The 17,787-nt window shown below is 70.4% G+C and carries 22 protein-coding genes; 8 read left to right on the forward strand and 14 right to left on the reverse strand.

The genetic code is table 11. The annotated features are described in order from the left end of the window. Nucleotides 1–40: 40 nt before the first annotated feature. Together OG494_RS05340 and OG494_RS05345 are read left to right on the forward strand one after the other, a co-directional pair. Nucleotides 41–604 carry a DUF6069 family protein gene (locus OG494_RS05340; protein WP_328452513.1) on the forward strand — a complete coding sequence of 188 codons (564 nt, stop codon included), beginning with the start codon at nt 41–43 and terminating at the stop codon, nt 602–604. Nucleotides 605–606: 2 nt separating this feature from the next. Next, the gene (locus tag OG494_RS05345) at nt 607–1,014 is read left to right on the forward strand and encodes a nitroreductase/quinone reductase family protein (RefSeq protein ID WP_328452515.1); all 408 of its coding nucleotides are present in this window, start codon (nt 607–609) and stop codon (nt 1,012–1,014) included. 4 nt (nt 1,015–1,018) lie between these two features. Here OG494_RS05345 and OG494_RS05350 read toward each other — a convergent pair whose 3' ends face one another. Continuing rightward, complete coding sequence (locus OG494_RS05350; protein WP_328452517.1) at nt 1,019–1,570, reverse strand: dihydrofolate reductase family protein; 552 nt, start codon at nt 1,568–1,570, stop codon at nt 1,019–1,021. Nucleotides 1,571–1,656: 86 nt separating this feature from the next. Here OG494_RS05350 and OG494_RS05355 point away from each other — a divergent pair, with 86 nt between their 5' ends. Then, complete coding sequence (locus OG494_RS05355) at nt 1,657–2,586, forward strand: sigma-70 family RNA polymerase sigma factor (protein ID WP_328452518.1); 930 nt, start codon at nt 1,657–1,659, stop codon at nt 2,584–2,586. Between the two features lie 36 nt (nt 2,587–2,622). Here the strand turns inward: OG494_RS05355 and OG494_RS05360 are convergent, their stop codons facing one another. The 6 genes from OG494_RS05360 to OG494_RS05385 form a co-directional block, all read right to left on the reverse strand. Continuing rightward, complete coding sequence (locus OG494_RS05360) at nt 2,623–3,426, reverse strand: ABC transporter permease (protein WP_328452519.1); 804 nt, start codon at nt 3,424–3,426, stop codon at nt 2,623–2,625. Beyond that, on the reverse strand, nt 3,423–4,412 hold the full coding sequence (locus OG494_RS05365; protein ID WP_328452520.1) for an ATP-binding cassette domain-containing protein: 990 nt from the start codon (nt 4,410–4,412) through the stop codon (nt 3,423–3,425). Before OG494_RS05365 ends, OG494_RS05360 begins: the two co-directional genes overlap by 4 nt. Nucleotides 4,413–4,492: 80 nt before the next feature. Continuing rightward, complete coding sequence (locus tag OG494_RS05370; RefSeq protein ID WP_328452522.1) at nt 4,493–5,065, reverse strand: OsmC family protein; 573 nt, start codon at nt 5,063–5,065, stop codon at nt 4,493–4,495. A 112-nt stretch (nt 5,066–5,177) separates the two neighbouring features. Next, entirely contained in the window at nt 5,178–7,460 is a 2,283-nt protein-coding gene (locus OG494_RS05375) for a M4 family metallopeptidase (protein WP_328452524.1), read from the reverse strand. A 318-nt stretch (nt 7,461–7,778) separates the two neighbouring features. Continuing rightward, nucleotides 7,779–8,294, reverse strand: coding sequence for a peptide-methionine (S)-S-oxide reductase MsrA (gene msrA / locus OG494_RS05380; protein WP_328452526.1), 516 nt, complete (start codon nt 8,292–8,294; stop codon nt 7,779–7,781). Nucleotides 8,295–8,385: 91 nt separating this feature from the next. Then, nucleotides 8,386–8,592 carry a 4-oxalocrotonate tautomerase family protein gene (locus OG494_RS05385; protein WP_328452528.1) on the reverse strand — a complete coding sequence of 69 codons (207 nt, stop codon included), beginning with the start codon at nt 8,590–8,592 and terminating at the stop codon, nt 8,386–8,388. A 115-nt stretch (nt 8,593–8,707) separates the two neighbouring features. On the opposite strand from OG494_RS05385, the gene OG494_RS05390 reads away from it, so the two are divergent. Further along, nucleotides 8,708–9,382 carry a TetR/AcrR family transcriptional regulator gene (locus tag OG494_RS05390; protein WP_328452530.1) on the forward strand — a complete coding sequence of 225 codons (675 nt, stop codon included), beginning with the start codon at nt 8,708–8,710 and terminating at the stop codon, nt 9,380–9,382. A 146-nt stretch (nt 9,383–9,528) separates the two neighbouring features. Further along, complete coding sequence (locus tag OG494_RS05395) at nt 9,529–9,912, forward strand: STAS domain-containing protein (RefSeq protein ID WP_328452532.1); 384 nt, start codon at nt 9,529–9,531, stop codon at nt 9,910–9,912. Between the two features lie 656 nt (nt 9,913–10,568). Here OG494_RS05395 and OG494_RS05400 read toward each other — a convergent pair. After that, nucleotides 10,569–11,447 carry a LysR family transcriptional regulator gene (locus OG494_RS05400; protein WP_328452534.1) on the reverse strand — a complete coding sequence of 293 codons (879 nt, stop codon included), beginning with the start codon at nt 11,445–11,447 and terminating at the stop codon, nt 10,569–10,571. Nucleotides 11,448–11,511: 64 nt separating this feature from the next. Here OG494_RS05400 and OG494_RS05405 point away from each other — a divergent pair, with 64 nt between their 5' ends. Then, nucleotides 11,512–11,973, forward strand: a complete 462-nt coding sequence (locus OG494_RS05405; protein WP_328452536.1) for a nuclear transport factor 2 family protein — start codon at nt 11,512–11,514, stop codon at nt 11,971–11,973. Between the two features lie 125 nt (nt 11,974–12,098). Here the strand turns inward: OG494_RS05405 and OG494_RS05410 are convergent, their stop codons facing one another. Both OG494_RS05410 and OG494_RS05415 read right to left on the reverse strand, forming a co-directional pair. Continuing rightward, complete coding sequence (locus OG494_RS05410; protein WP_328452538.1) at nt 12,099–12,407, reverse strand: hypothetical protein; 309 nt, start codon at nt 12,405–12,407, stop codon at nt 12,099–12,101. Nucleotides 12,408–12,442: 35 nt separating this feature from the next. Next, a complete protein-coding gene (locus tag OG494_RS05415) occupies nt 12,443–12,670 on the reverse strand; it encodes a three-helix bundle dimerization domain-containing protein (protein WP_328452540.1) in 228 nt (75 codons plus the stop codon). A gap of 170 nt (nt 12,671–12,840) precedes the next feature. On the opposite strand from OG494_RS05415, the gene OG494_RS05420 reads away from it, so the two are divergent. Beyond that, nucleotides 12,841–13,761, forward strand: coding sequence for a hypothetical protein (locus OG494_RS05420; RefSeq protein ID WP_328452542.1), 921 nt, complete (start codon nt 12,841–12,843; stop codon nt 13,759–13,761). 87 nt (nt 13,762–13,848) lie between these two features. Beyond that, entirely contained in the window at nt 13,849–14,286 is a 438-nt protein-coding gene (locus OG494_RS05425) for a L,D-transpeptidase (protein WP_328452544.1), read from the forward strand. Here OG494_RS05425 and OG494_RS05430 read toward each other — a convergent pair. The 4 genes from OG494_RS05430 to OG494_RS05445 all read right to left on the reverse strand — a co-directional run bounded on the left by OG494_RS05430 (nt 14,241) and on the right by OG494_RS05445 (nt 17,741). Next, complete coding sequence (locus OG494_RS05430) at nt 14,241–14,690, reverse strand: hypothetical protein (RefSeq protein ID WP_328452546.1); 450 nt, start codon at nt 14,688–14,690, stop codon at nt 14,241–14,243. The two genes, OG494_RS05425 and OG494_RS05430, sit on opposite strands and share 46 nt — an antisense overlap. A gap of 134 nt (nt 14,691–14,824) precedes the next feature. Continuing rightward, complete coding sequence (locus OG494_RS05435) at nt 14,825–15,280, reverse strand: hypothetical protein (RefSeq protein ID WP_328452548.1); 456 nt, start codon at nt 15,278–15,280, stop codon at nt 14,825–14,827. 194 nt (nt 15,281–15,474) lie between these two features. Further along, a complete protein-coding gene (locus OG494_RS05440) occupies nt 15,475–15,924 on the reverse strand; it encodes a hypothetical protein (RefSeq protein ID WP_328452550.1) in 450 nt (149 codons plus the stop codon). Nucleotides 15,925–16,379: 455 nt separating this feature from the next. Then, nucleotides 16,380–17,741: an NAD-dependent succinate-semialdehyde dehydrogenase gene (locus OG494_RS05445; protein ID WP_328452552.1), complete on the reverse strand. Its 1,362-nt coding sequence runs from the start codon at nt 17,739–17,741 to the stop codon at nt 16,380–16,382. Nucleotides 17,742–17,787 lie beyond the last annotated feature (46 nt).

The following is a 17,787-nucleotide window of genomic DNA, read 5'->3' on the forward strand; positions in this document are numbered from 1 at the left end:
AATCGACCGCGAGAGGCACAGCGACGCGAGGAAGGCCGTGATGTCCGACTACTACGGGAACACACCCCAGGACGTCCGCCCGGGGATCGACGCACGCCGGCTGTGGGCCGGCGGGGTGGCGACGGCGGTGGTCGCGGCCCTGGTCGCGGTGGTCGGGCTGCTGATCGCCCGCGGCATCTTCGAGGTCGAAGTGCTGGCCCCAAAAGGGGAAGGCGTCTGGGGCAACGCCAGCACCACGACGTACGCAGTGGTGGCCGCCGCGGTGGCGTTGCTGGCGACCGGGCTGATGCACCTGCTGAGCGTGGCGACGCCGGCGCCGTCCCAGTTCTTCGGCTGGATCATGGTGCTGGTGACGCTGATCGCGGTGGTGCTGCCGCTGACGCTGAGCGTCGCCCCGAGCGCGAAGATCGCCACGGCGGTGATCAACCTGGTGATCGGCCTGGTGATCGCGGCGATCGTGAGCAGCATGGCGGCGAGCGCGCGCACCCTGCACCGGCGCCGCTCGACGGCGCCGGCCGCGCCGCCGGCGGGGCAGCAGCCGCCGCCGACCCGGCAGTGGAACCAGCAGCAGCAGGAGCCGCCGACCCGCTACTACGACCGCTGAGCATGGGTCAGCGCAAGACGAACCGCCGCGTGATCGAGCAGTTCCGCGCGGGCGAGGAGGTGGACGGCATGCACCGCGAACGACTCGTGCTCCTGACGACGACGGGCCGCAACTCGGGCAAGCCGCGCACCGTCCCGATGATGTTCCACCGGGACGGTGACCGGCTGCTGGTGGTGGCGTCGAACGTGGGAGCCGCGAAAGACCCGGACTGGTACCAGAACCTCGCGGCCGACTCCCGGGTGAAGGTGGAGGTCGACGGCCGCGCGTTCGAGGCCGAAGCCCTGCCGCTGCTGGGCGCGGACTACGTGCGCACGTGGACGGAGCTGGAGAAGCACTACCCCTTCCTGGCCGAGCACCGGGAGAAGGCGAAGCGGTCGATCCCGATCGTGGAACTGTCCGAAGAGGACTGAGGCGTCACGACGTCCGGTAGCGCAGCAGGGCGGCGGCCCCGCTCTGCTCCACCGAGACCGGGTGAAGATCACCGGGTCCGGTGAACCACGTGCGCCCGGAGCCGAGCACGAGCGGGAAGACGAGCAGGCGGTATTCGTCGACCAGCCCGTGCCCGGCCAGGGTGTGCACGATGCTCGTGCTGCCGATGACGACGACGTCGCGCTCTTCGCGCAGCCGCCGGACCTCGTCGAGCAGGTCCCCGCTGAGCAGGGCCGAGTTCTCCCAGGCGCCGACGTCGGTGAGCGTGCGCGAGGCGACCCGCTTGGCGGCCTTGTTCATCCGCGTCGAGAAGTCGTCCGTCCGGGTGGGCCACAGCTTCGAGAACAGCTCCCACGTCCCCCGGCCCAGCAGCAGCACGCCGGTGTCGAGCAGCGTGCCGAGCCGGAACTTGTCCCCGGCCACGGCTTCGGGGCCGTGCCGGAACGCCCAGCCGCCGCCGGCGGTGCCGCCCGAGCCGTCCGGGTCCTCGACGACCCCGTCGAGGGTGGTGAACTGGATGACGATGACGTCGTTCATGGTGGTCCCTTCGCGAGCGGTGCGGTCACGGGTACATACCGGGGACCACCGCGGAACTCATCGCGATCCGGGGCACAATCTCCGGGGTGGACTCCGAGGTGGGCTTCGAGCCGTTCCGGCGTGAGCTGGTGGTGCACTGCTACCGGATGCTCGGCTCGCTGCACGACGCCGAGGACCTGGCCCAGGAAACCCTCCTGCGCGCGTGGAAGGCGCGTGAGCGCTACGACGAGGGGCGCGCGTCCGTGCGCACCTGGCTCTACCGCATCGCGACCAACGTCTGCCTGACCGCGCTCGAAGGCCGGGCGCGGCGGCCGCTGCCGTCCGGGCTCGGCGCCGCGAGCACCGACCCGGACGTTCCGCTCGTCCCGGACTTCGAGGTGCCCTGGCTCCAGCCGCTGCCCGCGCGCTACACCGGCGACCCGCAGGCCCGCGCCGGCGTGCGGCTCGCGTTCGTCGCCGCCGTGCAACTGCTCCCGCCACGCCAGCGGGCGGTCCTGGTGCTGCGCGACGTCCTGCAGTTCAGCGCGGCCGAGGTCGCGACGCAGCTGGACACGACGGCGGCCGCCGTCAACAGCTCACTGCAACGGGCGCGGGCCGCGCTCGCCACGGCCACCCCCCGGGAGCACGAGGTCCGCGAACCCGGGGACCAGGCCGTCCGGGAGACGGTCGAGCGGTACGTCCGCGCGTTCGAGGCCGCCGACGTCCCCGCGCTCGTCTCGCTGCTGACCGACGACGCGGTGCTCGAGATGCCGCCGGTGCCGCTCTGGTACGCCGGGCGCGCGGACTACGGCCGCTTCATGGCCCGGGTGTTCACGATGCGCCCCGGCGCCTGGCGGGCGGTCCCGCTCACGGCGAACGGCCAGCCGGCGCTCGCCGCGTACTGCCCGGACGACGACGGCGGCCACCGCCTGCACACCCTGCAGGTGCTGACGGTGACGCCGGCCGGCGTCGCGCACAACGTGGTGTTCCAGGATCCGCGGCTGTTCACGGCGTTCGGCCTGCCGCCGACCCGCTGAACCCGCCACCCGGTGGCGAGTCCGTTGTGGACGGTCCTACTTGCTGGCCACCTTGCGGTACCGCGCCGTCGCCAGCGGCGCGAACACCGCGATGATCGCCACGCAGCACAGGATCGAGTACAGCGCCGCGTGCTCCGCCGGCCAGCCCGTCGGCGGGACGCCGAAGCGGTTGCCGAACAGGTCGCGCGTCGCGTTGATCACCGCGGTGAACGGGTTCCAGTCGGCGATCGCCCGGAGGAACGGCGGCATCTTGTCCGTCGGGACGAACGCCGACGAGACGAAGCTCAGCGGGAACATCCAGATCAGCCCCGCGCTCTGCGCCACCTCGACGCTGCGCGCGGTGAGGCCGATCAGCGCGCCGACCCAGGACAGCGCCCACGCGAACATCAGCATCACCAGGTAGCCGAGCACCGCGTCGAGGAAACTGCCGCGGATCCGCCAGCCGACGATCAGCCCGCACAACGACATCACGACCAGCGCCACCACGCTGACGACGAGGTCCGACGTCGTGCGGCCGAGGACCACCGCGATCCGGGACATCGGCAGCGAGCGGAACCGGTCGATGATGCCCTTCTGCAGGTCGTTGGCGAAGCCGATGACGGTGAACGCCGAGTTGAACGCCACCGTCTGGGCGAAGATCCCGGCGATGAGGAACTCGCGGTAGGCCCCGCCGCCCGCGTCGCCGCCGATCGCGTTGCCGAAGACGTAGGCGAACAGCAGCACGAACATGATCGGCTGCAGCGTCGCGGCCATCAGCCAGTCCGGGTTGCGCCGGACGTTCATCAGGTTGCGCCAGGTGATGACGCCGCCGTCGGAGATGCCTTTCGCGAGCGCGTTCACTTTGCCACCTCCGGGGCGGATTCTTCGGCGCCGTGCCCGGTGAGGGACAGGAAGACGTCGTCCAGCGTGGGCCGGTGCAGGCCGACGTCCTGGACCGTGATGCCGTGGCCGTCGAGCTGCCGCAGCGCTTCGATGAGCGCCTTGGGCCCGGTGTCGACGAGGATCTCGGCGCGGCGCGTGTGCTCGTCACCGGACGGTTCGCCGGTGCCGACCGCGCGCAGGACGTCGAGGGTGGCCGGCAGGTCCGCGGCCGAGGCGACGACCAGCTCCAGGCGTTCGCCGCCGATCTGCGCCTTGAGCTCGTCGGCGGTGCCGCGCGCGATCACCTTGCCGTGGTCGATCACCACGATCGAGTCGGCCAGCTGGTCGGCCTCCTCGAGGTACTGGGTCGTCAGCAGCACGGTGGTGCCGTCCGCGACGAGCTCCTTGATCACCGCCCAGGTGTCGAGGCGCCCGCCCGGGTCGAGGCCGGTGGTGGGCTCGTCGAGGACGACGACGGCCGGCTCGGCGACCAGCGCGCCGGCCAGGTCGAGCCGCCGGCGCATGCCGCCGGAATACCCCTTCGCCGGCCGGTCGGCGGCCTCGGCGAGCTGGAACCGCGCCAGCAGCTCGCGGGCCCGCGCACGAGCGGCGGGTTTGCGACGGCCGTAGAGCCGCCCGACCATGTAGAGGTTCTCGAAGCCGGTGAGGTTCTCGTCGACGGCCGCGTACTGGCCGGACAGCCCGATCCGCTGGCGCACCGCGTCCGGCTCGGCCAGGACGTCGTGGCCGGCCACCCACGCCTCACCCGAGTCGGGACGCAGCAGCGTGGTCAGGATCCGGACGGTGGTGGTCTTCCCGGCGCCGTTCGGGCCGAGCAGGCCGAGCACCCGCCCGGCCGGGATCTCGAGGTCGACGCCGTCGAGCGCGCGGGTCGAACCGTAGGTCTTCACGAGCCCGCGCACCCGGACGGCGACGTCCGGGCCCGGCGGTGACAGGGCTGGCATGGCGGCTCCCCTTCCGATGACACCCGCCAAGCTAGGCCACCCCGTCCGGGTTGTCCTCCGGGATTCTCCCGGAGAGCCGCTCAGTTCGCCGAGAGCGTCACGGCGAACTCCGGCGGCGTCCGCAGCGACTGGAACACCACGCAGTACCGCTCGGTGAGCTTCTTGAGGGTCGCCAGCTGCTCCTCGGAAGCGTCGGTGTCCAGGTCGAACGACAGCCGGATCGCGCGGAACCCGACCGGCGCGTCCTTCGCGACGGCGAGCGTGCCGCGGAAGTCGAGGTCGCCTTCGGCCCGGACGCGCCCACCGCGGACGTCGAGGCCCAGCGACGTCGCGACCGCCCGCAGCGTCACCCCGGCGCACGCGACGAGCGCTTCGAGGAGCATGTCACCGGAGCAGGCGAGGGTGCCGTCGCCGCCGGTCGCCGGGTGCAGGCCGGCTTCGACGACCGACTTCCCTTCGGGGGTCCGGGTGGCGGAGCCCCCGGCCCGGGGCGAAGCCCCGGATGTCACCGCGCGGCCGGTTTCCACCTTGCAGGAGATGCCGAGGCCGTCGAGTTCGGCGTCGGCGTGCAGGGTGATGAGGGCGCTTTCCGGTGCGTCGCGGTACTTGTCCTTCAGCGGGGCCTGGGTCGCGCGCAGTTCTTCGGTGTCCATGGGCCCGATTGTGCCCGCTCGCCAAGGAAAAGCGAAAAGGCGGGGAGCCCGGATTTCCCGGTCTCCCCGCCTTTTCAGTGCGGATTCAGCGGATTCAGCTGGTTCAGCTGGTTCAGCTCAGCGTCACCGCGGCGTCGTCGATCACGAACGACGTCTGCAGCGAGCTGTCCTCGGTCCCGGTGAACTTCAGCGCGAGGGTCCCGCCGGCGGCCGACGAGACGTCGACCGTCTTGAGGACGTACCCGGTGGCCTTGTTCAGGTTGGAGAAGCTGCCCAGGGTGGTGCTGCCGTTGGTGACGGTCAGCTTGTCGTAGGCGGTGGTGGTGGTCGTCTCCGCCGTGTCGATGTGCAGGTAGAACGTCAGGCTGGCGTGGCACCCGGCCGGGATGCTCACCGACTGCGCGAGCGTGTCGGTGTGCGTGGTGCCGTACCCGTTCAGCCAGGCGTTCCAGGTGCCGCCGTGGGTGGGCTCCTGCGAGCCGTTCTGCCCGATGACACCACTGGTCTGCGTCCAGCTGGTGGCGCCGGACTCGAAGCCGCCGTTGGCCAGCTTCTGGCCGGAGCAGCCCGTGGTGGTGCCGACGGTCCAGGTGAACGACGCCGTGCCGGTCTTGTTGGCCGCGTCCTTCGCCGTCACCGTGACGTTCGAGGTGCCCGCGGTGGTCGCGGTGCCCGAGATCGTGCCGGTGGAGGCGTTGATCGACAGGCCGGCCGGGAGGCCGGAGGCGGTCCAGGAGTACGGCGAGGTGCCACCGCTGGCGGACAGCGGCAGGTTGACCGAACCACCGGTCGTGGTGGACTGGTTGCCCGGGTTCGAAACGGTCACGGTGCCGGTCGCGGAGCACGTCGGGTCACCCGACTGCGCCGGAACCGAGATCGCGTCCCACGCCGCCTTGACGGTGTTGAACTCGGTGCAGCTGCCCGGGAAGAGGTTCTTCGCCGCGGTCAGCGTCCAGGTGCGGTACTTCAGGTACGAGCTGCCCGAGGTCTTGAGCAGCATCGCGTTGTAGAAGATCTTCACCGCGTTCTGGACACCGAGGCCGGTGACCGTCGAGCTGTTGCAGGTGGTGCTGGTCGGCTGCCCGTTGGTCGGGTTGGTGCCTTCCGCCAGCAGGTAGAACCAGTGGTTGCCGGGGCCGGCGGCCGCGTGCACCTCACCGTTGGGCACGGAGCTGTCGTAGCAGTTCTTGTCGCCCAGCGCCGACGGGTTGTACATGTTGCGGATCGGGCCGGAGCCGACCAGGTTGACCTGCTCGCCGACGAGGAAGTCCGGCTGGTCGTAGGGAGCCGGCTCGTTCGCGAACCACTCGGTCGAAGCGCCGAAGACGTCCGCGACGAACTCCTGGGTGCCCGAACCGGAAATGCCGCCCGGGGTGTGGTCGTCGATGCCGTGGCCGTGCTCGTGCGCGACGACGTCGATCGAGCCGATCCAGCCACCGGCGGTGTTCTTGCCGATCTGGACCTGCGTGCCGTCGTAGTAGGCGTTCTGGTCGTTCAGCCCGACGCGGATCGGCCAGCCGCCGCCGCTGCCGTCGAAGCTGTTGCGGCCCAGCCACTGCGAGAGCATCTTGTTCTCGGTCTGGGCGGCGAACAGCGCGTCGACGCAGCCGGTCTCGCGGTTGCTGGCGGTGCCGTTGCCCCAGAGGTCGTCCGGCCCGCTGAAGGTGGTGTTGTTGGCCGCGTCCTGGCAGGACGTGTTGGTGATCGTCGGGTCCTTCAGCGAGTACGTGCTGCCCGAGTGCGTGGTGTCGAGGTGCACCGGGTTCGGGCCGTTCCACGCGCTGGTGCCGTCACCGTTCAGCACGTGCTCCTGCGTGTGGAGCACCTTGCCGGTGGCGGCGTCGACGACGACGTCGAGCCGGCTCGGCCCTTCGGCGTTGCGGCCGACGACCGTGCTCTTCCACGCCAGCGTCGGCGCGCCGAGGGCGAAGACGACCTGCTGCGCCGGGCTCACGCTGTCCACGGAGGCCAGCTGCTGCCGGGCGGTGGCCTCGGCCGCGGCCTTCGTCACCTTGCCGGTGGTCGTGGCGAGGTTGATGGTCTGGTCCTGCGCGACCGAGGTGCCGAGCACCTGGCCCGTCGAGTTGGTCGCGACGACGAAGTCACCGCCGACCACCGGCAGGCCCTTGTAGCTGCGCTCATAGGGGATGTACTGCAGCCCGTTGGTGGAGGAAATGGCTTTCTGGGCCTGGAAAACGTCGTCCGAGCTGGCGTGCAGCGCGGCGGGCCTGCTCGCCACGAGACCGGCGGCCGCGGTGGCGGCTTGGGCCTGGGCGCTCGGGGCGGCGTTCGGGGTCGCGTTCGGGGCGGGTTGCGCCTGTGCGGTGCCGGTGATGCAGAGGGCGCCGATGAGCGCGCCGGTTGCTGCCAAGACGACAGGACGTCTCAGATCCATCGAGGAATCTCCTCCGGGCAGGGTGAACCAGGCCCGGGTTCGAGGCGGGCCCAGATCAGGGGAACGAGAGGTGGTGCTGTGGAACGGAAATCAGAATCCGGTGCTGAGGCCTCGTGAACAAGCGACTAACGTACGGTCTTATTGACATATGGCGATACTTCCCAAAAAGGACAATTGCCGCCTTTGGGATTCTGTCGGGTGATCGTCCACTGAGGACTCTCGGCGCCCCACCGCCGTTCGGGTGATCTTTTTCGGTGCTGGAACGACGAAGGCCCCTTCGCCGGAAATGGCGAAGGGGCCTTGCGTGGTGCGGACGTATCAGGCGGTCGTCTCGCGCTTCGGGAGCTTCCAGCCCGGGCGCACGAAGTGGCACGTGTACCCGTTCGGGATGCGCTGGAGGTAGTCCTGGTGCTCCGGCTCGGCTTCCCAGAAGTCGCCCGCCGGGCTGACTTCGGTGACGACCTTGCCGGGCCACAAACCGGACGCCTCGACGTCGGCGATCGTGTCCTCCGCGACGCGCTTCTGCTCGTCGTTCTCGAAGTAGATCCCCGAGCGGTAGCTCAGGCCGATGTCGTTGCCCTGGCGGTTCTTCGTCGTCGGGTCGTGCACCTGGAAGAAGAACTCGAGCAGGTCGCGGAACGTGGTCTTCGCGGGGTCGTAGACGACCTCGATGGCCTCGGCGTGCGTGCCGTGGTTGCGGTAGGTGGCGTTGGGGACGTCACCGCCGCTGTAGCCGACCCGGGTCGAGATCACCCCGGGCTGCCGGCGGAACAGCTCCTGCATTCCCCAGAAGCAGCCGCCGGCCAGGACGGCCCTCTCGGTTGACGTGCTCACGGCGTCACTCCTTCTCCTCGTGCGGTGCTACCACCGGTACAACTTCTGTGGTCAGCCGATGATTCCACGCGGGGATTACGGAAGCCTGACGTCACCCGGCCTGGAGCTCGGCGAGGGTGAGCACGTCGCCGCCGATGCCCCAGCCGCCGTCGGCGACCTCTTCGACCAGCACCATCGTGTTCGCGCGAGCCCGGTCGCCGTAGATCTCGGCGTAGAGCTCCGTGGTGCGGGTGACGAGCTGCTCTTTTTGTGCGGGGGTGAGTGTGCCGGCGGGGACCTTGAAGTTGGCGAACGGCATGTCGGTGTCCTTCGTAGCGATGATTACTTGCTGACGTAATCGACGCTAACACGTCTGTCGGATCGACGCTACCGTCTGCTTGATAGCGTCGTTAACGGCTGGTAGCGTCGGTGTCGTGGACTTGCGCACGCGGATTCTGGAGGCGGCCGCCGACCTGCTGTCGAGGTCGGCCGAGGCCGACTTCTCCACGCGCGCTGTCTGCGAAGCCGCCGGGGTCGGCGCGCCGGCGCTGTACCGGCAGTTCGGCGACAAAGAGGGCCTGATGTCGGCCGTCGTCGACCATGGTTTCGAGAAGTACCTCGCCGGCAAGCGGGCCGCGAAGCCGTCCGAGGACCCGGTGCGCGACCTGCGCGACGGCTGGGAGAACCACGTCGCGTTCGCCGTCGAGAACCCGAACTACTACCGGCTGATGTACTCCGGTCTTTCGACGCCGCCGAACGCCGCGGCCGAGGCGCACGGCCTCCTGCTCGAGGTGCTCGAACGCTGCGCGGCCGCGGGCCGGCTCGCCGTGGCGCCCCCGGTCGCGGCGCAGATGGTGATGGCGGCGAACGCCGGCGTCGCGCTCTCGATGATCACCCGCCCGGCGCTCTACCCGGACACCGGGTTTTCGGTGCGGGTCCGGGAGAGCGTGCTCGCGGGCATCCTGGCCGCCGAACCGGCGGAGCCCGCCGGGGGAGTGGCCGCCACGGCGACCACCCTCGGCGCCCAGCTGCGCAAGGAGGCCCCGGCCACCCTGTCCGCGGCCGAGGTGACACTGCTGCAGGAGTGGCTGGACCGCCTGGCCGATTGATCCACAATGGACACCGGCCGGGCGATGCGCCATCCGGGTTGTCTTCGGCGCGTTCGGCGTTCCACGCGGCAGCGGCCGGGTGAGCGGTGCGACCATGACCCCGGGGCCGGTCCCCCGACCCGGCCCCACCCGGGGGAGGAGGTGCGGTGCCCGACATCGCTCCGGAACGGACCAGTGGTTTCCTGGTCGTCGAAGTGCGTGGGGAACTGGACATCGCGACGGTCGTCCGCTGGACGACGGTCCTCGAAGCCGCCATCTGCGAACTGCCGGGCCCGCACCTGCTGGCGGTGGACCTCGGCGAGCTGGACTTCCTCTCGGCCCGAGGCGCGGCCGCCCTGCTGGAGGCGTTCGACCTCTGCCGCGACAGAGGAATCGACTGCTGCCTGATCCTCCCCCCGGCCACGTCGGTGAGCCGAGTGGTGCAGCTGTGCGGCCTGGACCGGAGGGTGCCGGTGTACCCGGACCGCCTGGCGGCGATCGCCGCCTGCCAGCCGGTGGAGATGCGCTGGCTGCAAGCGCACGCCCGCTGACCGCCTGTTCGGCGCCTTCGCAATTCGTCGCCGAGGTGCGAGCGGGTCGACCCGAACCACGGCAAACGGCGCCGTGTTGTGGGTGCGCGGGCCTCGAACGCTCGCAAGTCGTGGCCGTGTTGTGGGTGGGGTTGCTCTGAACCGTTGCTACTTGGCGCCGTGTTGCGGTGGGCTGGCTCTGAACGGTCGCAAGTCGTAGCTGTGTCACGGATGGGCTGGCTCTGAACCGTCGCAACTCGTTGGTTGGCTACGGGTAGGTCGGCATTGACCGGTCGCAAGTCGTCGCCGAGTTAGGGGTGGGTCGGCCTTGACCGGTCGCAAACCCGTCGCAAGTTACGGGTGGGCCGGCCTCGACCGGGCGCAAGTGGCCGCCGAGTTGTAGGTGGGCCGACGCTGAGCCCTCGCGAGTCGTCGCCGGGCTGCGGGTGGGCTGGCTCTGAGCCGCCGCTACTTGGCGCCGAGTCGTGGGTGGGCTGGCTCTGAACCGTCGCAACTCGCCGCCGAGTCGTGGGTGGGGTGGCTCCGAACCACCGCTACTTGGCGCCGAGTCGTGGGTGGGCCGGCTCTGAACCGTCGCTACTTGGCGCCGAGTCGTGGGTGGGCCGGCTCCGAACCGTCGCAACTCGCCGCCGAGTCGTGGGGAGGCCGGTCCGGCGTCAGGCCGGCTCGCGCACCAGGTCGGCCGCCGCCTCCGTGAACGCCCGTAGCCGGGCCGTCGCCGCGTCCGCTCGCCAGACCAGGCCCCACTCCAGTCGGGGCGCGTCGCTGAACGGGACGTACGCGAGGTCCGGCCGCGGGTAGTACCGCCGGATGTGGGCGCCGACCGGCAGCACTCCCTCGCCCGCGCCCGCCGACGTCAGCAGTTCCTGCAGGCCCGCCTCCGGGCGGGTCAGCGCGTCCGGCGCGTGCTCGTCGAGCCACGGGTCCGGCAGCGCGCAGCGCAGCACCGTCACCCGCGCCAGGTCCGCGGCCGGCACCGACTCCCGGCGCGCGAACGGGTGGCCCGCGGCCACCGCGAGGAAGCGCAGCTCCCGCACCAGCACCGGGCCGGTGACCAGGCCCGGGCCTTCGAGCGGCAGGCCTGCCAGCACGACGTCGACCTCGCCGTCGTGCAGCCACGGCAGCACCTCGGCGGGCCGGACCTCCCGGAACTCGACCCGGCAACCCGGCAGCCGCTCGCGGACCAGCTCGGCCACCCCGGCCAGCAGCTGCCCGCCCGCCGCGTCGCCGAACGCGACCCGCAGCGTGCCCGTCACCCCGCGCCCGGCTTCGACCGCCTTCCCGAACGCCGCCTCGACCGCCGTCCACGCGGGCCGGAGGTCGGCCAGCAGCAGCCGCCCGGCCGGCGTCAGCTCGACCCGGCGGCTGGTCCGCGCGAACAACGCGACGCCGACCTGGCGTTCGAGCTTCCGGATCGTCTGGCTGACCTGCGCGGTCGACACGTGCAGCCGCTCGGCCGTGCGGCCGAAGTGCAGCTCCTCGGCCAGTGTCAGGAACGACTCCACCTCACGCCGCTCCGGCGCACCGTTAACCACCACTTCACGATCGTGGCACAGAAGCGTGTTGATCACCTTCGCGAGCAGGTCGAGCCTGGAGCGCGTGACCACTTCGTTCCAGGACCTCCACGACCGCGTCGAGATCATCGACGCGCTGTACCGCTTCGGCCTCGGCCAGGATCTGAAGGACCGCGCGCTCTTCGCGTCGTCCTTCGCCGCCGACGCCGAGCTCGACTTCCGCCCGGCGGCCGCCCGCTGGGGTGCGGCACCGCCGGTGATGACCGGCCGGGACGCCATCGTCGACACGATCCTCGCGCTCTTCGCCGGCCGCGTCGACACCACGCACCAGGTCGCCAACCCGCGCGTCACGATCGACGGCGATACGGCACACCTGACCGCCCTGGTCGAGGCGCAGCACCTGCTGAGCCCCGCCCACGACACCCACGCGCTGCTGAAGAACCGCTACGACGTCGGCCTGGTCCGGGACGGCGACCGCTGGGTGATGCGCCGGGTCGTCATCGAAAACGCTTGGTACACCGGCGATCCCGCCGCGATCTTCGGCTGAGGCGTCAGCCGGCCGGGATGGTCCACGTGAGCTGGCCAGGCGCGCCGGCTGCCGGCCAAAGGTGCCGCAGCCTGCCGTCCGGCAGTGCGGCTCAGGCTGCCGCAGCCCGACGCGTCCGCCCTGAGCTACTCGCCGCGCATCGAGCGGCGGATCGCGGCCAGCCGGTCCTTCGCCGCCTGGTCCCGGTCGGCGATCTTCTTGTCGAGGGCCTCGGTCGTGTTCTCCGTGCCCAGCCCGGCCACGTCCTGCGCGCCGAGCGACGTCGTGTACCGGCCTTCGATCTTGTCGCGCACGAAGTCGAAGCTGGGGACGCCGCCCTCGCTGTAGTCCGGGTCCGGCAGTGCCGGCGACGGCACCGCGAGGGCCGCGGTGGGGGTCTCGTCGACGATCTCGCCGTCCACCACGTTCGGGTCGTCCTCGGGCTTGCCGTTCATCGCCGCTCCTCGCCACTGCCGGTCTGTCACCGACTTTAGCGCCGGTGCTTCGCCGGTGGGGCGGCCAGCGTCGCGCGGACCGCCCGCTCGACGAGGATCGGCACGAAAACGTGGATGCGCGCGTCGTCGAACCGCGAGCGTTCGCGTTCGACCAGTTCGTGGACCGACTCCCGGCCGTAGTCGCGGGCCAGCCGGTCTTCCACCACGGACAGCTGCAGATCCAGCTGCTCGGAAGCGATGGTGTCCAGCGTGGGTGTGCTCATCAAGGGCCTCCCTGCGTCGCGTGAGCTGGAAGTACCCCACGAGACGACGTGGAGGTGAACTGAAGATGAACGACAGGCGCCGGTCCGGCAGTGGGTAATTCGGCCGTGTGCGGTCGCGGCGCGGTGGTGAATTCTCGACGCGGTAAGTCGCTTGCCGGAGGGAGCAGACCATGAGTGCCGGGGCGTACCACGCCGAGACGACGCAGATGGGGACGGTCGTCAAGGCGGTCGAAGACGTCGGGTCGTCGTTCCTGTCGACCACGCGGGACCTCGAAGGTCTCGTGCTGGACGCGATGTCGTTCGCCGGGATCGGCAGCGGCGTCGCCGCCGCGAACTCGGCGCTGCACTCGCAGCTCGGCAGCGCGCTGCAGAAGTTCCTCAGCCTGATCGGGAACGTCAACCAGAACGTCCAGACGGCCGCGAACGGCTACAACGCCGCGGACGCCGACGTCGCCCAGGGCTACGGCGGCGGCACCCAGCAGGCCGCCGGTGGTGGCGGCGCCGCGGCGGCCGCGGCGGTACCGCAGCAGCTCGACCCGCGGGTCGTCGACTCGATCATGGCGTCCGAAGGCGCCACGGGCGAGCAGGGCGGCGTGCCGGAGGCCTACGGGTTCCGGCAGAACATGCACAACGGCTACGACCGGATCATCGCGGCTCGCGAGCTGTACGGGCAGGGCAGCGCCGAGGAGCGCGCCGTCGTCAGCGACCTGATGACCGCGAACGCCCGCTCGGCCGGCGCGCTCAACTTCACCGATCCCGGCACCCAGGCCGCGATCATGTCCGGCGCGCACATGCGCGGCGCCGGCGGCGTCCGCGCGATCATCAACCACATGGCCGGCGACGACATCGTGCGGAGCTCGAACTCGATCAGCGACACGGCCGTCCAGCACGTCCAGGGCCTGTCGCCGCAGGACTTCCAGCAGCAGTTCCACGACGCCCGCATCGAGTACGACCGCCAGATCTACGGCGGCACGACCACCCACCAGGGTGGTCAGACGGCGAACTGGTGGGACCGCTACGGCAACGGCCTGACCCAGCGCTACGACCGCGAGCAGAACGAGTTCCTCGGGCTGTCCCAACCGCAGAACTGATCCGTTCCAATGATCTCCGGGGTGATTCGAAGATCGGAAAACGGGGCACCTTACCTGCTGTAGCCGAACGACAGCGGGAGGCACACGATGAACCGGAGGATGATCGCGGTACTGGGCGGGATCGCCGCCATGGCGGGCACGGTGACGCTCGCCGGGACGGCGGAAGCGGCTTCAACGCCGTGCAGTGCCGAAGCGAAAGCCTGCGTCCAGCGCAGTACGAACACGGCGTGGTTGACCGACGGCGCCGGGAACGTCACCCACGGCGGGGTCCCGATCACGGTGGGGCTCGCGAAGTACCCGACGCCGCTCGGGACGTTCCACGTGCAGTACAAGGACATCGACCACTACAGCAAGCAGTTCAACGGGCCGATGCCGTACTCGGTGTTCTTCACGAACACCGGGGTCGCGTTCCACCAGGGCAGCCTGAAGGTGAAGTCCCACGGCTGCGTGCACCTTTCGCACGCGGACGCGGTGACCTTCTACAACTCGCTGCACCCGGGTGACGTGGTCCAGGTCGTGGCCTGAGCCATCTGTCCTTTGTGGAGGAGTCCACCGAGGACGGCGCCGAAGACCAAGTGGTCCAGCACCTGCGGAACGCGGGGAAGCGTGCGCACCGCCGGGTAGGCCCTCGCGACGATCCCGAGATCGAGCGCCGCGATGGCCAGCCCGGCCACGGCACCGCGGGTGACGCCGAGTTCACGGCGGCGGACGGCGAAGGCCAGCACGACGGTCCAGAGGGAAGAGACCCCGATGTGCGCGACCAGCCCGGCGGCGACGCCGGGCCGGTCGCGCCGTCCGGGCAGAAGAGTCCCGGCGGCGCGCGTCGCGGCGAGGACGTCACCACGCGTCAGCACGGCGTGGGTGGTGGACGGAATCCCGCTCACCACGGCGGCGAGCACGCCGGCGCGGACCACGTCCCGCACGGTCATGACGGCCTTTCCCGAGCTTTCGGCCCGCGATACGCGACTATCGCCGTTTCGGGTTGCTCGGCGTCTCCACGGAATGGCGTGGGGGTTATCGGGGCAGGGCGCGGCCTGCGGTGGGCCGGGCAAGGTCCGCGGGGTCATCGCGGCGTCGTGAGGTAGGCCGCCAGCCGGATGCGCAGGCCGCGGACGAAGGGGAGCGGGATCGTGAACGCCGGCGCCGGGTGGTAGCCCGGCAGCCGGTCGCCGTTCGTGCACGGCCCGGCGAAGTAGACGAAGCCGTCTTCGTCGTCGTAGCGGCCGGGGGACCAGCGGGCCGCGTCGCCGGCCCGGCGGTCCGGGTATTCGGCCCGGGCGATCCAGTACTCGCGGTCCTTCATCACCTTGGCCAGCTGGACGGCGAACCCGGCGAGGTCGGGTTCCGGCAGCCCGACGCCGTGCCCGCTCCACACCCGGGGCGTGCGGTAGGTGTCGCGCCCGGGGTGACCGAAGGTGACCGCGCCGCCCGCGCACCGGCGGGTCCACCGGGCAGTTCTTGTTGCCAGTGCGGCAAATCCGGGTCGATCGGCCCGGCCGCCGGTGATCTCCAGCGTCATGAGGGAACGATAGTCGATCAAGCGGTGATCGATACCGCCGCGTGGGTAGGGCTCGCTGGGCTGCCCGGACCAACGGCTCCCGGAGCCGCTCACCGTCGGGTCGGCGACGTGCGGCGGGATCGCCCTCGTACCGGGTCGTACTCGGGCGCATCCCGCCGCGGGCGTCCGGGGACGCCTGGGTGCGGAAACGCGGCCTAGTCGGAGCCGACCCCGACGAGCGCGACCGGCTGGAAAACGTTGTAGCTGTCGTAGCAGTACAGGAACCCGTTCGCATCGGAATAGAACGAGAGGTGCTGGTTGTTGTAGTTGGACTTCAGCTGCTGGTCGCTCTCCAGTGTGAAGGTCGTGGCCTTGTTCCAACCGTAGAATCCGACGTAGTCGTTGGCGCTGACCGACATGTAGTAATTCTGGCCGGGAATCTGGTAGTAGGTGCCGGACATGTCGGTGTAGTACTGCAGAGTGAGCGGCTCGTCACTCATCACGGCCCAGTGGTTCTTGTCGATGTTGAGCCACCCCTTGTCGATCCCGTTGTAGGTCAGCTGGATCTGGAAGGTGCTCGTCGACTGCTGCTGGGCGGACGCGGAGACAGCGGCGAACTGTCCGGACGGAGTCGTCTCGTGCGGCTGCACGGCCGTGGTGGTCATGGATTCGGAACCCTTTCCTGCGGTGCGCGGAATACCGCCATCGGCCAGCGGAGGCGGTGATCGGGCATGCTCCGCGTGGTCGCGATACGATCGACGCGGGTGCCTCGAACGGTCGGTTCTCGGCACTGGGCCACCATGTCGCAAACGAAACGGCGACGGGCGCGCTGTCATCAGGTCGGGCGTCGCGAAAAGGGCACTCCTGGTGATCAAGTTCGATTCACGTCACCACGCGGAACAGCACCTACCGGCAGCCCGGCACGATTTCCCCGAACACCTCATGGACCAAGTGTGGCCACGGCGACCGTCCGCTGCGGCATTCGAGGGACCCCGCGCACGCCAGGGTGCGTTCGCGACGCACCACTCGTTCAGGCGACCGCGAACCGCCGCCGCGCACACACTCGAGCCTGTCACGCGGGCGTGCCCTGGGCTCTGGGCCGAATCCGGCAAACAGCAGGTCAGAGGCGTATCGGTTTCTTGTTCATGAACTCCTCGATGCCCAGCGGCCCCAGTTCCCGGCCGATGCCCGAGCGCTTGATGCCGCCGAACGGGAGGTCGGCTTCCGAGCCGCCTGATTTGTTCAGGTAGACCATGCCCGCCTCGATTTCGCGGGCCACTCGGGTCGCCCGGGCGCGGTCGGTGCCGAAGACGCTCGCGCCCAGGCCGAACGGCGTGTCGTTGGCCAGGGTGATCGCCTCTTCCTCGGTCTCCGCGCGGAAGATCAGCACGACCGGGCCGAAGATCTCTTCGTGGTAGGCGGCCATTTCCGGTGTCACGTCGGTGAGGACCGTGGCCTCCAGGTAGGCGCCCGGGCCGGGGATGCGGTGGCCGCCCGCGCGCAGGGTCGCGCCTTCACGGATCGCCGTCTGGACCTGGGCGGCGACTTCGTCCGCCGCCGCGATCGAGGCCAGCGGGGGCAGGGTCGTCGCCGGGTCCGCCGGGTCGCCCGGGACGTAGTACTCCGTGACGCGCTTGGCGAGCCGGTCGACGAACTCGTCGTAGAGCTCGCCCAGCACGATCATCCGCTTGGGCGCGTTGCACGACTGGCCGCAGTTGCGCATCCGGGCGGTCGCGGTGACCTTCACCGTCTCGTCCAGGTCGTCGGTGTCCAGCACGATCAGCGGGTCGGACCCGCCGAGCTCGAGGACGCACCTCTTGAGGTTCCGCCCGGCCTCGGCGGCAACGGAGATCCCGGCCTGCTCGCTGCCGGTCAGCGAGACGCCCTGGATGCGCGGGTCCGCGAGCATCCACGGGACCTGCCGGCTGGAGGCGAAGACGTTCACGTACGCGTCTTCGGGCACACCGGCGTCCCGCAGCACCCGTTCGATCGCGGCGGCCGAGCGCGGGCAGATCGACGCGTGCTTGAGCAGGATCGTGTTGCCCAGCACCAGGTTCGGCGCGACGAACCTGGCGACCTGGTAACACGGGAAGTTCCAGGGCATGACGCCGAGCAGCGCGCCGATCGGCTCCTTGGTGAGCACGGCCTCGCCGCCGCGGATCGGGATCGGCTCGTCCGCGAGCAGGTCCGGGCCGCGCTCGCCGTAGTACCGGAAGATGTCGACGACGATGCCGATCTCGCCGCGGCCCTCGTTGATCCGCTTCCCCATTTCGAGGGTCATGATCGCGGCCAGCTCGTCGGCGCGTTCGGCGAACAGCTCCGCGGCCCGCAGCACGATCGCGGCCCGCTCGGCGACGGTCCGGCGCCGCCAGGCCAGGTATCCGCCGTGCACCCGCCCGATCGCGGCGCGCACTTCGTCGTCGGTGGCGTTCGGGATCTCTTCGACCAGCTCACCCGTCGCGGGGTCGGTGACTGAGTACATGAGAGCGACGGCCTCCAGCTTCGACGGCAACACGGTCGAGCTGAGT

This window comes from Amycolatopsis sp. NBC_00438 (assembly GCF_036026695.1).
Taxonomy (GTDB): Bacteria; Actinomycetota; Actinomycetes; order Mycobacteriales; family Pseudonocardiaceae; genus Amycolatopsis.

Coding starts and splice junctions, on each gene's coding strand:
- OG494_RS05340 (WP_328452513.1), top strand. CDS start 41: ATGTCCGACTACTACGGGAACACACCCCAGGACGTCCGCCCGGGGATC.
- OG494_RS05345 (WP_328452515.1), top strand. CDS start 607: ATGGGTCAGCGCAAGACGAACCGCCGCGTGATCGAGCAGTTCCGCGCG.
- OG494_RS05350 (WP_328452517.1), bottom strand. CDS start 1,570: ATGAACGACGTCATCGTCATCCAGTTCACCACCCTCGACGGGGTCGTC.
- OG494_RS05365 (WP_328452520.1), bottom strand. CDS start 4,412: ATGCCAGCCCTGTCACCGCCGGGCCCGGACGTCGCCGTCCGGGTGCGC.
- OG494_RS05370 (WP_328452522.1), bottom strand. CDS start 5,065: ATGGACACCGAAGAACTGCGCGCGACCCAGGCCCCGCTGAAGGACAAG.
- OG494_RS05375 (WP_328452524.1), bottom strand. CDS start 7,460: ATGGATCTGAGACGTCCTGTCGTCTTGGCAGCAACCGGCGCGCTCATC.
- OG494_RS05385 (WP_328452528.1), bottom strand. CDS start 8,592: ATGCCGTTCGCCAACTTCAAGGTCCCCGCCGGCACACTCACCCCCGCA.
- OG494_RS05410 (WP_328452538.1), bottom strand. CDS start 12,407: ATGAACGGCAAGCCCGAGGACGACCCGAACGTGGTGGACGGCGAGATC.
- OG494_RS05415 (WP_328452540.1), bottom strand. CDS start 12,670: ATGAGCACACCCACGCTGGACACCATCGCTTCCGAGCAGCTGGATCTG.
- OG494_RS05420 (WP_328452542.1), top strand. CDS start 12,841: ATGAGTGCCGGGGCGTACCACGCCGAGACGACGCAGATGGGGACGGTC.
- OG494_RS05425 (WP_328452544.1), top strand. CDS start 13,849: ATGAACCGGAGGATGATCGCGGTACTGGGCGGGATCGCCGCCATGGCG.
- OG494_RS05430 (WP_328452546.1), bottom strand. CDS start 14,690: ATGACCGTGCGGGACGTGGTCCGCGCCGGCGTGCTCGCCGCCGTGGTG.
- OG494_RS05435 (WP_328452548.1), bottom strand. CDS start 15,280: ATGACGCTGGAGATCACCGGCGGCCGGGCCGATCGACCCGGATTTGCC.
- OG494_RS05440 (WP_328452550.1), bottom strand. CDS start 15,924: ATGACCACCACGGCCGTGCAGCCGCACGAGACGACTCCGTCCGGACAG.
- OG494_RS05445 (WP_328452552.1), bottom strand. CDS start 17,741: ATGTACTCAGTCACCGACCCCGCGACGGGTGAGCTGGTCGAAGAGATC.